This is a genomic window from Microcoleus sp. B9-D4, from assembly GCF_036705105.1.
In the GTDB taxonomy this organism is placed as follows: domain Bacteria; phylum Cyanobacteriota; class Cyanobacteriia; order Cyanobacteriales; family Microcoleaceae; genus Microcoleus.
This window is the reverse complement of the sequence record NZ_JAUBTS010000032.1, coordinates 20,603-34,107: the sequence shown is the minus strand read 5'-3', so window position 1 is coordinate 34,107 and position 13,505 is coordinate 20,603. Positions and strand designations below refer to the sequence as shown.

Sequence of the window (13,505 nt, the reverse complement as noted above, 5' to 3'; positions counted from 1 at the left end):
CCACGGATAAATCACGTGGCGGGTACCACCTTTGAAATTCCTGGTCAATAATTTACGACTCCTGCAAGGATTGCTATATCATTTTGACAGCTTTACAGTTTGTTTGCAAAACCTCAAAGAGTTTAAAGATTTGATAAAGAACGGGGGTGAAATCAGTCCAAAGCAGGGATCGATTGTTTATAATCGACTGCGTACAGGTATGTGCCGTGTCGCTGTCTCGCACCGTTGCGCGTCGCGGCAAAGCTATAATTGAGGTTAAAGGGCAGGCGCTATCTGTGGCCAGGGGCCAGCTTAAAGTCTATCAAATCGCAGATAGCGGATGTAAATCAATTTGGGATTGGGGATTTACGATTGGGGATTAAGGAGTATATGCTAGAGACAGGGGCCACAGTTGATTTTAGGTTTTTGATTTGCGACTTAGTTGAAACTAGGGGCCAGAAACTTCAAAAATCTAAAATCTAAAATCTAAAATCTAAAATCTAAAATCTAAAATCGGTTCCGTTAATTGCTAAGGTAGCTCAGAAGGTAGCTCAGACAGAGGATGCCGGGAAAATTAATGAATAAATCGAGTTCTATCGACAAACTGCTAAATAGGTAATGTCCCATGCCCACATTTTTTGAGCCCAAATTATTGCCATCTACAGCCGGAATTTTATTGGCTGTCGCCGTTATTTCCGGCGGTCAAGCTGCCGTTGCAGCTAATTTCCGAGCCGTTTATACCGCTACTTCAGGGCAGGGTTCAGAAAATTTGCTGCTGGCTAAGAATACCGAGCAATTCACCCACGGAAATTCTGGAACCCCGACCCGGGGGCCGGGAAAGCCGGAGCCTCTCCCGGCAAGAATTCCTGAGCCTTCGGCGGTGGTAGGGTTGGGTTTAGTTGCGGGTTCGCTGGCGCTGACTCGCCGGAAAGTGAGAGTTAAAAATTAGACTTTTAGCCAAAAGTCTAATTTTTGGATTTTTAACCGCAGATACAGGCGGATAATCGCAGATAAATCGGGATATCAGGATTTTAGCCGATCGCGTCGCGTAGAGCATTTTTAGTCATAGCTGCGATCGACTGTTCGGTAGCTTTGGGCAAGTGATAGTATTTCCCTCCAGAAGTCTTGGCCAATTCCTTCGCAAAGCCAGTCGAAATAAACTTGCTCTCGGTATCAATTACCAGCAACTGCATTCCCAACCCACGAATTTTGGCAGCAATTTCTAACAATTCCTTTTTAATATCAGGCTTTTCTCCATCTACAATCGGTTCGCCCAAAGAACGAGCCAAAGGAATATTACCGCGTCCGTCAGTAATGGCGACAATCGCAACTTGACCGATATCTCCAGACTGCCGCGCGTTGACTCCCACCCGCACTGCTTGAGTCAAACCGTGGGCCAGGGGGGAACCGCCACCGCAGGGCAAACGTTCCAAACGCTTGCGGGCCAAGGCTATGGAGCGAGTCGGCGGTAGCAGCACTTCTGCTTGTTCTCCGCGAAAGGGAATGAGAGCAACTTGGTCGCGGCTTTGATAAGCTTCTGTGAGTAGCTGCATGACTGCACCTTTGGCTGACTGCATTCGGTTGAGGGCCATCGAACCGGAGGCATCGACGACAAAGACGACTAAAGCTCCAGCTTTTCTGGCCAAGCGCTTCGCCCGAATGTCTCCCTGTTCCACAAATACACGCCGCTCAACCCCTCCTTGCCCCCCCTTGCTGGGGGGTTGACTCGCCTGTTGCCCCCCCTTAGCAAAGGGGGGTTGACTTGCCTGTTGCCCCCCCTTTGCAAGGGGGGGTTGGGGGGGGTTAGAATTCCTGTCGCGGCGGGCTTTTTGGTAGGGTGCGGCGGCTCTGAGGGTGGCGTCAACGGCGATGCGGCGGACGGGGCCTTTGGGCAAGACTGGCTTGACGTAACGGCCTCTATCTTCAGAGAAAATGGTGCTTCTACTGCCCGATTTGCCTTGGCGGTTGGCGGCTTGGGCGAAGAAAAGCACGCTGGGGTCGAGAATTACTCCTTCAGGGTCGAAAAGAAATTCTTCGGGAATGGTATCTTTTTCTGGTTCTTCTTCAGGTTCCGGGTTGTCTTCATCGTCTTGGTCTTCTTCGTCTTCTTGCTCGTTTTCTGGTTCGTCTTGTTCTTGTTCTGACTGCTTTTGAGGAGGCGGTGGGGGGGGAGGAGGAGGAGAGTTTTCGTCGGGGGGAGTTTGGATGATGGTGGCGCGGGGTACGATGACTAATTCTACGGCGCGGCGCAGGTCTTCGGCGTTAACTTCTGTGCGTCCCTCGATGGCGGCGGCGGCTTTGGCGACGCGGACTGCGAATATTTCGGCGCGGTGTCCTTGAACGCCACCCCGGATGGCTTCTTCTACTAGGTAGGCAATTTGTTCGCGTTTAATGCTGACATCTTTGAGCCATTCTCTGGCTAGGATAATTTGGGTTTTGAGGTTGTCGGTGTCTTCGCTGTATTGATTGAGAAAGTCTTGGGGAGAGCTGGAGTAGGATAAAGCTTGTTCTACTGCATAGACTCTTTCTTCTATTTCTAGTGCTGCGTCGGCTGAAAGTACGATCGCGATGCGATCGAGCAAATGTTCTCTCAGCGGCCCTTCTTCGGGGTTGTAGGTGGCTATAAATAGAGGTTTGCAGGGGTGTTGGAAGCTAATCCCTTCGCGTTCTATTTGGTTGCGCCCTTCGGTTAATACTGTTAGCAATTGGTTGGAAATGTTGTCGTCGAGGAGGTTAATTTCGTCTACATAAAGTACGCCTCGATTTGCTTGGGCTAATAGTCCGGGTTGAAATACGGTTTGGCCGAATTTTACTGATTGTTCGACATCGACGGAACCTAAGAGTCTGTCTTCGGTGACACCCAAAGGAATTTGAATGAATGGTGTGGGAATTATTTCAGTATTTAAGGAATTAGTATCGGTGGTATGGGCATCTTGCCCGCCATTTTCTGGTAACAAGCCTGATGCCTGTTCTGCAATAATTTCATTAGGTTCGGCGTTGCAAAAAGAATCTTTAACAATTTCAATGGGTGGCAGTAAGGAGTGCAAGGCGCGGGCCATTACTGATTTTGCTGTGCCGCGGCGGCCTGCGATCGCAACTCCTCCCAATCCGGGATCGACTGCTGCTAACAGCAGGGCTAATTTGATTGCTTCTTGCCCGACTACGGCGGTGAGGGGAAAGGCTGTGGTGGAAGGGCTAAGGTTGGCTGCGGGCATAGGATTTTCGGATGTAAAAATTTGAACTTAATGTTTAGCTTACTTCTTGGAGTATTTTAACTTCTTGGGGCAGAATCACGGTAAAAGTTGAGCCGACTCCTATTTCTGATACTAACTCGATTTTGCCTTGCAGCAGCGAGACGAGCCGCGATACTATTGCTAATCCCAGGCCAGTGCCTTCGGCGGGAAAGAGCTGTTTGCCTGCTTCTCCTGCTTGAAAGAAGGGGTCAAAGATGCGGTTTGTATCTTCAGGGGCGATGCCAACGCCGGTATCTCTAATTGCGATCGCCCAATTTGCTTGTCCAGCAGGGTAGCAACTTAATTCAATGCTACCAGATTCTGTATAGCGAATGGCATTGCTCAGCAGGTTGATCAGAATTTGTTGCAGCCGCCCAGAGTCGGAGATTACTTGTGTTGGGGCGCCGTCGCTGGTAACAGCGAGCTTGAGTCCTTTAGCATCAGCAATTGGCTGCATCATTTCTACTACGGTGTTAATTACAGATTGTACATTAGTTCGCTGCAGGTTAAGTTTAATTTTTCCGGCATTGGCACGAGAAAGTTCTAGTGTGTCATTAATCATGCGAAGCAACTGTCTGCCGTTGCGTAATACTCGCTCGATGTGTTCGATGCCGGGGAGGGTATCTTTGATTTCAGATTGCCATTTTTCTTGGCGCAAAAACAGTTCGGAATAACCAATAATGGAGTTGAGAGGAGTTTTGAGTTCGTGAGCTAAATGGTAGACGTGTTCTTGATTGACGCTGACGAGGCGAGCGAGTTCTTGATTGGTGAGTTTTAACTGAGTTTGGATTTGTTGAAGTTCCCGCAGCCTCTGAGCGACGTAGCTGTTGAAACACTGGGCAATTGCTTCGTCTACTACGGCATCTATCAGCCGAAAAGCTCTGAATACGTCGGCGGGGGTTCCTGCTAGCAATTCTGATTCTAAATGCGAGAATATTACTTGACGCAATAAGTGGTATTCGCGGGCTACTTCTGCGGCATCGTAGCCTTGTTCGGCTCTGAGAAATCCGTGATCTAAACTGGCTTCTATTATTAGTTTTATGTCGCTGTTTTGATATTGGGAAAGCACTGTTGCCATCGCCGCCAGCAGGTGAGGTATGTGATTTTCGATTGCTGAGTGCGGTAATGCCTCAGCGGTTTCAATTTTCCGATCCTGACGAACTGCTTCAATCCAGTTTTTGACGATAATATCGGTTTTGTCGGCGAGCACTTGGCTGTAGTCCATGATGTCTGCGTGGGGGTTGAGTTTGGCAGAGATTGCCCATGCTTCATTGTAGTTGAGTGATCGCCCGATCGCCATACCAAACTTGTGGCGATCGCGACCCTGCCAAAAGAAGTAGTTTTGAGGTGATTTTTTTCCCAGTGCCGGATCTCTCTCTAGGGGTCGATCCCAGCTTGTTGCTACAATAATCAGCCCTTCAACCTATTGACAGAAGAGCCATAAAGTAGTAGATTGCCTCACACTAATAGTTTTTAATTTTAAGTTTTAAATTTTTCAGGGGAATAAATGGAAAACGTACAAGCTGTGATTGCTGCAACAACATTTATATGTGTAATTTTCTTAATAATTACAGAATGGATACACCTCACAGTTGCGGCATTTCTGGGAGCGGTGATTCTGGTTTTTACCCACGTGATGACGTTAAACAACGCGATCGAATATATCGGTCGCAGTCACGCCACGCTGGGCTTATTCTTCGGAGTCATGGTAATGGTGAGAGCCTTTGAGCCTACCAAAGTATTTGAATACTTGGCAACTCAAATGGTGCTTTTGGCTAAAGGCAAAGGCAAAAATCTCTTGCTGGGTATTGTTGCGATTACTACGCCAATTTGTGCAGTTTTGCCCAATGCCACGACAGTCATGCTGCTAGCACCATTAATTCCACCAATGGCAGAAGAAGTCGGTGTAGATTTTGTGCCGTTACTGATTTTAATGGTATTTGTGGCTAACAGTTCGGGACTGCTGACAATCGTGGGCGACCCGGCGACATTCATTGTCGGCGATGCTATTAACATGAGCTTTGCAGATTACCTGCTAAAGTTAAGTTTGGGCGGGGCGATCGCAGTAGGAGTGATAGTAGTTATGTTGCCTTGGCTGTTCCGCGAAATTTGGCACAAGAACTTAGACGATTTGGAACATTTGCCGCACCCGAAAATCAATCACCCGCGAGTTTTAGTAGTAGGCGGCTTAATTATAGCTTTCGTGCTGACATTTTTTGTAATAGGAGAGTCTCTGCCAGTGCCTATTTCACCGGCAGCCGTTGCTTTGTTGGGGGCTGCTTTGGCAATGCTTTTAGCTCACCATTCCCAAATTGATTCTGTTAATAATATTTTGCGTGATTTAGATTGGAGTACGCTGCTATTTTTTATGTCTATCTTTGTGCTGATTGGCGGTTTGGAAAAAACCGGAGTTATCGGCAGTATATCTGGAATATTAGCAGTGATTTTAGGTAAAAATATTTTTCTGGGTTCTTTAGTTTTGTTATTTTTTGTGGGTTTGATGTCGAGCGTGGTGCCAAATATTCCGTTGGTAGTGGCAATGGTGCCGCTGCTAAAACAGTATGTTGTCAATGTCGGGCTTGCACCGGCAGAAGTGCTGGCGCCGGATTTTGCAGGGCAGTTTCCACCTGCTGTGCTGCCCCTGTTTTATGCGATGATGTATGGAGCAACTTTAGGTGGAAATGGCACTTTGGTAGGAGCTTCTTCTAATATAGTGGCGGCGGGAATTTCCGAGCAGCACGGGCGCCGGATTTCTTTTCAAACTTTTCTGCGTTACGGGCTTCCTGTGATGGCGCTGCAATTGGTGGCGGCGGCTGTTTATGTAACTATTCGGTTTCTGATTTGAAGGAAGAAAGAAGAGGGAAGAAGGAAGAAGGAAGAAAAATTGATTGGTAATACCAAAGTATCTAAAATCGCAAATAGCTACTCCTCAAGACATATTGACAAAATGAAATGCTCGTGCTACCTTTATTGAAATTGGCTTAAAAAGTCAAGCCTAATCGAGCACCGCGCGATCGAACCAAGCGTGTGGCTGGAGCGGAGGAACCAATTTTCGGGGCGAATCTCTACAGAATTAAAAAGCAAAGTTAAAAATTGCCAAATTTGAGTGTAGTTTTTGATTTTGAAATCTCAGGAGAAGGACATCTCTCAGTCCTAGCCCGTCAGCTAACTTCGCAGGCATTGAGAAGAGACTGAAAAGCCAAATTTCTGAACAAGATAGTTTGGCTTCGTCAGTGTCTCAGGTTGGTATTGTTCAAGATTCTTGTACCTGCCCTGACTCTGAAGGAGATTGAAATGTTCATACAGCTTAATTTATCTGCGATCGCACTTGCAGGAGTTGCAACGTGGAAGCGTGTAAAACCCGTTGTCATCCGAGATGCTGTTTTGTTACCTGCTGCCGGTTTTTTGGGAATTCTTGGCTTGTGGTGGATTGTTGCCAGCTTCAACAGCGATTTGATTCCCACTCCCTATCAGGCGTTAATCGCTAATTTAGATTACATATTGCATCCATTTTACCAGCGCGGGCCTGGAGATTTAGGCATTGGCTGGCTGCTGCTAGCGAGTTTGCGGCGGGTGTTAGTGGGATTTTTGCTGGGTGCAGCAGTGGCGATTCCCGTGGGATTTCTGATCGGGATGTCGAAACCGGCAATGATGGCGCTCAATCCGCTGATTCAAATCTTCAAACCGGTGTCGCCGCTAGCTTGGCTGCCGATAGCTTTATCGATTTTTAATTTAGCAGAGCCGTCGGCAATTTTTGTCATATTCATCACGTCTTTGTGGCCGACAATTATCAACACAGCTTTGGGAGTTTCTAGCGTTTCCAAAGATTATCTGGATGTGGCGCAAGTGTTGGAAATGCCGCGCTGGAGGCGGATTACCAAGATAATTTGGCCGGCGAGTTTGCCATACATTTTTACAGGTTTGCGGATTAGTTTGGGGATTGCTTGGCTGGTGATTGTGGCGGTGGAAATGCTGACAGGCGGTGTGGGAATTGGCTTTTTTGTGTGGGATGAGTGGAGCCGTTTGAATCTGAGTTCGGTATTTTTAGCGGTGTTTGTAATTGGCTTAACTGGATTGTTGCTCGACGCTGCTGTTGACAAAGTTCAGGAATTGGTAACGCATCGATCCGTCATTAATCATTAGTCAGTTGTCAGTTGTCAGTTGTCAGTTGTCAGTTGTCAGTTGTCAGTTGTCAGTTGTCAGTTGTCAACAGTTAACAGTCAACAGTCAACAGTCAACAGTCAACAGTTAACAGTTAACAGTCAACAGTCAACAGTCAACAGTCAACAGTCAACAATTAACAGTCAACAGTTAACAGTCATTAGTCAAATTAAATATGAGTGACAAGTTTTCCAATGAATGGAAGCGCCGAGAGTTTTTGCAAGGAATGGGCTCGGTGGCGGCGGGAATGGCTTTATCTGGTTGTGGAATTAGCGCGGATCGATCGGCAAAAGGACTCACAGAAGAAGCCTCAGCCGTAAAGCCGGTTGTCGATTCCCGAACCTTAGAAAAACCAAATTTAACCGTAGGATACGTGCCGGTTAACGATTGTGCACCATTTGCGATCGCCTGGAAAAAAGGCTTTTTCCGCAAATACGGTTTAAACGTCCAACTCAACCGCGAAGCAAGCTGGGCAACCTCCCGCGACGGCGTAATCTTCGGCCGCCTCGACGCCTCCCCAGTCGTATCGGGCGCCGTCACAAACGCCCGGATTGGCGCCGAAGGAGCGCGCCACGCACCCCTGTGCGCGGCAATGACAATTCACCGCCACGGCAACGCCATGACGATGAACAAAGCTATGTGGGATTTCGGTTTACGCCCGTGGAACGAATACAACGGCAATTTGGAAGAATTTGGCAAACAATTTCGCGCTTTTTTTGACAGCCAGCCCTCGGAAAACAGGGTTTGGGCAGTGGTTCTGAGTTCTGCGATTTACGAATACTTTGTCCGCTACATATCGGCTGCTGCGGGTGTCGATCCGTTCAAAGAATTTCGGGTAATTATTGTGCCACCGCCGCAGATGGTAACGAACATCAGGATTGGCGCCATGCAGGCTTACATGGTGGCCGAACCTTGGAATACGCGGGCAATTCAAGGCAATTTGGGAGTGGGTTTTACCTTTGTGCAAGGCAAGGAAGTTTGGCTGGGACATCCCGATCGCCTTTTGGGAGTAATGGAATCGTTTATTGAGGAAAATCCGAAGACTTATTACTCGCTGGTTAAGGCAATGGTGGAAGCTTGTCAGTATTGCAGCAAGCCTGAAAATCGCAGTGAAATAGCGGCGCTGCTGACTGAGCGATCGTTTACGGGGGCGAAACCGAAAAAAGGGGCGATCGACAAATTTACGCGACCGGCAATTGTTGGCGACTACAACTATGGAGGGTTTGACGCAAAAGACCGCACCATACAATCGGAAGATGCAACTATTTTCTATGACATTCCTAAGAATTTGCCTCAAATACCGGGAAATCATTCAACATTTATGTGGCAGTCTCAGAGTATTTGGTTGATGACTCAAGCCGCTCGCTGGGGACAGATTAAAGAAGTTCCCAAAAATGCTGAGGAATTAGCTAAAAAAGCTTGGAGAACCGACATTTACCGCAAGATTGTTGCCGAAATGGGGATCGACTGTCCCCCGGAGGATTACCAAGTGGAACCTGCGGAACTTTTTATTGATAAAAAGGCATTTGATCCTAGCGATCCGGTGGGTTACTTGAATAGTTTTGAAATTCGAGCAAACCGCCCTCAGTCTTTTTTTCAGTCTTAATGTTTGAGATCTTGCACTTTTCCTAATGTCCCGCCAGGGAATTTATTCCCTGGCTAATAGCTAAAGTCGGTTGAAACCGACTGCCCAATTTGAGGATTTAGGCAATAGTAAGAAAATTCACTTAACACTTTACTACTTTTTAGGAGAATACCGTGAGCCAATACACTTCTACTTCTACCAGTACCCAAAGTTCGGTCAAGAGCGATCGTCTATTTCTGGAAATAGAAAATTTGTTCAAGTCTTACAAAAATGGTGACGGTACAGAATTTAGCGTCTTGGAAAATATCAATTTAAGTATTGGAGAAAACGAATTTATTTCGGTAATCGGTCACTCTGGGTGTGGCAAATCAACGCTGCTAAAAATAGTGGCGGGTTTGGAAAAACAGAGCGGGGGAATGGTGACACTGGAAGGAAAAGAAATTCGCAAACCTGGAGCCGATCGCATGATGGTATTTCAGCACTACGGCTTGCTGCCTTGGCTGACGGTGCGGGAAAATATTCGGCTGGCAGTTGATGAAGTTTTGCAAAGTCTTAGCCGCCCGGAGAAGATTAGTCTTGTCAACGAACACCTAGCAATGGTAAACTTAACGGCAGCAGCCGATAAATATCCAGACGAAATTTCAGGGGGCATGAAACAGCGGGTTGGGATTGCGCGAGCTTTGGCGATTCGACCGAAAATGTTATTAATGGACGAACCGTTTGGAGCGCTGGATGCTCTGACTCGCGGTAAGTTGCAGAAACAGGTGCTGGACATCTGGGAAAATCACAGACAAGCTGCAATGATGATTACTCACGATGTGGATGAAGCTATCTATATGTCCGATCGCATTGTGCTGATGACAAACGGCCCGGCTGCGACGATAGGTGAAATTTTGTCAGTGCCGTTTGCGCGCCCGCGCGATCGCCAAGAGTTGCGGGAATCCCAGGAGTATTACGAACTCCGCAACTATGCTTTGAATTTTCTCGATCGCTACTTTACCCAAGACGAATAACGGCCGACGGACAGACCAAACAATTCACTTAAGAGAGGTCAAGCCTGTGAATCTCAAAACAATGTTAGCGCGTTTTGAAAGTGCATTGGGATACCAAAATTTAGCAGAAGAAATGGTGTTGCTGCCGGAGCCACAAGTGCAAGGTTCTAAGAAATCAAAAGTTACAAAATCGGCCAAAAGTATCAATTTTATTGTCGGTTACAACAGTTCTTCCAAAAGTCAAATAGCTCTGGACATTACCCTTTGGATGGCGCATCAAACTCGTTTAGTAACAACTAAAGAAGTCACGGTTCAAGTTGTCTACGTGATCGACGAAGCGCCCAACATTTACCGCGAAGATACTTGCCAACTTGCTGTAGCAAATGCCTTGGCTGCACAGCAGAAAATGTCTGATTTAGAGGAAACATTCGCCCTTAATGGTGCAGCGCCTGCGCTCGCTTTACCAACCGAAATCCCATCGATATCCAAGCCCAAAACTTGGCTAGATCCGCATTATTTCCAAGCAATTTTTGGTCAAAATAATGAGTACGAGGTAGCAGATAAGTTGCTGTGGCAAGCGCGCTGTTTGGCTGAGGAATGGCGCGGTTTATTCAAAGCTCATTTACGCATCGGGCGGGTTGCTACAGAACTGAGAAATGTGGTTGAATTAGAATCAGCAAATTTACTATTTTTGGGCTGTGGTTCTGGCAACCATCGGCTGGTTAGGGAACTAGGCAATAATTTTCCTTGCTGCGTACTCGGGATTCCTTCGGTACTCAGCTATCAGATGGATGTTCAGCCTGAAGAAAGTTTGAGCAAGTTACAGTTGGCGACAACTATACCTGCACGTTAAACTTGTTCACTCGTTGGGCCAGAATCTAATTATGTAAGGTGCAGCGCACCCTACAACTATAATTCGCGCGCCCAACCTTTTTTTGCCTAAGTTCTATATAGCAATCCTTACAGGAGTAGGGGTAGTGCCCCCGTGCCTACCCCAGCCAAGGCGGGGCAACCACGGGGGGTTTGCCCCTACAAAAATTACACAAATGATTTAGGATTGCTATATCGCTCAAAAATTAAAAATGGTTTCCTCGCTCGAAGTCCCAATTACGATACAATTGGGACTTTTTTTGATTATTGAGATGTTTAAAATTACTCTTAAGGGAAATTCTTGTCACTTACCTGATCATAGACAGTTCGTTAACTAATTTTATCTTTCCCCGGCACACAGAGCGTAGCAGGCGATCGATCGAGCGTTTGTCTTCCTCAGTCAAAGTTTCATCAAAAATAGCAGCCATCAAACCGTACCTATCGGCTAGAGTAATGTAGCCATTTTGATTCACTTCGGCAAACAGCTCGCCCAAAGCAGATGGAATCAGGTGGACAGGAGTTTGCATAGTAATTGACTCTTTACTCGACCATCGCGCGATCGGGCGTTTCTGCAACAACAAAAGGCGATCGCACTATAAAAATTTATAGCTGTATTGCCTTTAAAGGTGTGACAATAAACAGCCCAATTTGTGAAGTAAATCACATTTAAAACTTGCGAATTATGATAAAGCTTGCAGGTGCGTTTGAGGGAAGACCGAGCAACTGCAAACTTAATGTTTTCTAAAGATTGAAAATCACCACTTCCTCCACAGGTTCAGCTAACTCAAACTTAAACACCCGCGAATAGAAATAGAATTCGCCGTCAAGAGTTCTTTTGATATTTTCAGCACGGCGAAAACCGTGCTGTTCCCCTTCATAAGCTACATAAGCAACCGGCAAACCTTTAGCTTTCAATATCTCTACCATCATTTCCGCTTGATTGGGCGGAACCACTTTATCTTCTAATCCTTGAAAAAAGATAACGGGACAAGATAAACGTTCGGCGGAATGAATCGGCGAACGAGCTACATACAAATCTTTTCTTTCAGGATAAGGCCCGATTAATCCATCCAGATAGTGCGCTTCAAATTTGTGAGTCTCGGTTGTCAAAGCTTCCACATCGCTAACTCCATAATAGCTCGCACCGGCCTTAAACACATCGCGGAAAGTAAGAGCGCACAGAGTAGTGTACCCCCCTGCACTGCCTCCGGCGATCGCCATTCTTTCGCCATCAACTAAACCTTTTTGAGCTAAATATTTAGCACCGTTAGCGCAGTCGTCAACATCGACAATTCCCCAACTATCTTGCAGCCTTTTTCTGTATTCTCGGCCGTAACCAGTGCTGCCGCCGTAATTAACATCGAGCACGGCAAAACCGCGACTCGTCCAATATTGAATTTTCAAATTCATGCTGCTAGAAGTAGCAGCAGTTGGGCCGCCGTGACTTTTCACAACTAACGGCGGTTTTTCACCCGCAGGCGCTGCGAAATCTTGATTTTTTGGAGGATAGAAGAAACCAAAAGCAGTCAAATTGTTTTTGGTGGGAAATTCGATAGGTTCCGGTAGTGAAAGATAAGCGGGATTGATGCTTAAATTGCTCGATTTGCGTAATATTGACCGTTGACTTGTTGCTAAATTTAATTGTACAATAGCAGTAGATTCAGTCGGCGAACCAGCCATAAAAACCACAGTTTCTCCCCGCGCTTTGACGGAGGAAATATCAGTGTAAGGCGTTTCAATTGTTGTCAACTGCTTTGTCGTTAAATCCAGACTCGCTAAATGCCACTTGCCTTGCTGAGTGTAGGTGCAAATAATTTTGCTTTCCGAGACAACAGCATAAGTAGACATTCCAAAAACCCACTGAGGAAGTCCGAATTCAGCCGCCATTTCGCACAAAGGTTTAACCTCTTGCTGTTCCCTCGGCAAGCGGGGATTGACGGTTTTATAGAAATTCCACCAGTTCGACTTGTCAGAAACAAAATACAAAACTCCATCGGGCGACCATTCCGGTTGAAAAATCGACTCCTCAACCCCGCCAGAAACTAAGTATTTTTCACCTAAAGAACCGTCAGCATTAATTTCTGCTACCCACAATTCTGTGCCATCCCACGGCATATTTGGATGGTTCCAACAAATCCAGGAAAGTAGAGAACCGTCTGGACTTAAACGAGGGGAAGCATAAAAATCATTGCCCTGAGTTAAGATTTGAATATCTTCGCCGTTTTCTAAATTAATACTAACAATAGTATTGACAGGTTCGCCCTCACCTGCATTATCTTCGCGCACGCAAATCAGGCGATTTCTCTGCTTGTCAATTATCACATCGGCATAGCGACAATTAGCAGCAGGAGTCAGAGGTTCTGCTTGAGAATCTAATGTTTGAGAATAAATACGTTGGTCGGCAAAATGAGAAAAATAGACAACACCGTCAGCAACTGCAAAAGCAGCGCCGCCGTATTCGTGAACGCGAGTGCGAACATTAAAAGGAGGCGGTGTCACGTCGCTGATTTTACCATCAGGAGTGCGCCGCACGAGGACGCTTCTTCCCGCTTCCGAAGGTCTTCCCTCAACCCAATAAATATCATCGCCGTCTATAGCAATTTGTCCGAGCCCGACAGTTCCAGAAACAATTAAATCGGAAGAAATAGGTGATTTCCAAGAGCCGTAAGGTGATACTGTATTCAT

The 13,505-nt window shown here is 46.5% G+C and carries 11 protein-coding genes and 1 riboswitch; of the genes, 7 read left to right on the top strand and 4 right to left on the bottom strand.

Features of this window, described 5'->3' with window-relative positions:
• The first annotated feature begins 604 nt into the window (after positions 1-604).
• Positions 605-928: a PEP-CTERM sorting domain-containing protein gene (locus QUB24_RS19210; protein ID WP_333154762.1), complete on the top strand. Its 324-nt coding sequence runs from the start codon at positions 605-607 to the stop codon at positions 926-928.
• 82 nt (positions 929-1,010) lie between these two features.
• On the opposite strand, the gene QUB24_RS19205 is transcribed toward QUB24_RS19210, so the two are convergent.
• Entirely contained in the window at positions 1,011-3,194 is a 2,184-nt protein-coding gene (locus QUB24_RS19205) for a VWA domain-containing protein (protein ID WP_333154761.1), read from the bottom strand.
• 34 nt (positions 3,195-3,228) lie between these two features.
• Entirely contained in the window at positions 3,229-4,512 is a 1,284-nt protein-coding gene (locus tag QUB24_RS19200) for a HAMP domain-containing sensor histidine kinase (protein ID WP_333154760.1), read from the bottom strand.
• 207 nt (positions 4,513-4,719) lie between these two features.
• On the opposite strand from QUB24_RS19200, the gene QUB24_RS19195 reads away from it, so the two are divergent.
• The 6 genes from QUB24_RS19195 (at position 4,720) to QUB24_RS19170 (ending at position 10,803) form a co-directional block, all read left to right on the top strand.
• Complete coding sequence (locus tag QUB24_RS19195) at positions 4,720-6,057, top strand: ArsB/NhaD family transporter (protein ID WP_333154759.1); 1,338 nt, start codon at positions 4,720-4,722, stop codon at positions 6,055-6,057.
• A 137-nt stretch (positions 6,058-6,194) separates the two neighbouring features.
• Positions 6,195-6,407: riboswitch (cyclic di-AMP (ydaO/yuaA leader) on the top strand.
• Positions 6,408-6,506: 99 nt separating this feature from the next.
• Positions 6,507-7,355, top strand: a complete 849-nt coding sequence (gene ntrB, locus QUB24_RS19190) for a nitrate ABC transporter permease (protein ID WP_333154758.1) — start codon at positions 6,507-6,509, stop codon at positions 7,353-7,355.
• Between the two features lie 18 nt (positions 7,356-7,373).
• Positions 7,374-7,556 carry a hypothetical protein gene (locus QUB24_RS19185; RefSeq protein ID WP_333154757.1) on the top strand — a complete coding sequence of 61 codons (183 nt, stop codon included), beginning with the start codon at positions 7,374-7,376 and terminating at the stop codon, positions 7,554-7,556.
• Complete coding sequence (locus tag QUB24_RS19180; RefSeq protein WP_333154756.1) at positions 7,549-8,979, top strand: ABC transporter substrate-binding protein; 1,431 nt, start codon at positions 7,549-7,551, stop codon at positions 8,977-8,979. Before QUB24_RS19185 ends, QUB24_RS19180 begins: the two co-directional genes overlap by 8 nt.
• 152 nt (positions 8,980-9,131) lie before the next feature.
• On the top strand, positions 9,132-9,971 hold the full coding sequence (locus tag QUB24_RS19175; RefSeq protein WP_333154755.1) for a nitrate ABC transporter ATP-binding protein: 840 nt from the start codon (positions 9,132-9,134) through the stop codon (positions 9,969-9,971).
• Between the two features lie 46 nt (positions 9,972-10,017).
• Complete coding sequence (locus QUB24_RS19170) at positions 10,018-10,803, top strand: universal stress protein (protein WP_333154754.1); 786 nt, start codon at positions 10,018-10,020, stop codon at positions 10,801-10,803.
• 325 nt (positions 10,804-11,128) lie between these two features.
• Here QUB24_RS19170 and QUB24_RS19165 read toward each other — a convergent pair whose 3' ends face one another.
• On the bottom strand, positions 11,129-11,347 hold the full coding sequence (locus QUB24_RS19165; RefSeq protein ID WP_333154753.1) for a hypothetical protein: 219 nt from the start codon (positions 11,345-11,347) through the stop codon (positions 11,129-11,131).
• 214 nt (positions 11,348-11,561) lie between these two features.
• A complete protein-coding gene (locus QUB24_RS19160; RefSeq protein WP_333154752.1) occupies positions 11,562-13,505 on the bottom strand; it encodes a S9 family peptidase in 1,944 nt (647 codons plus the stop codon).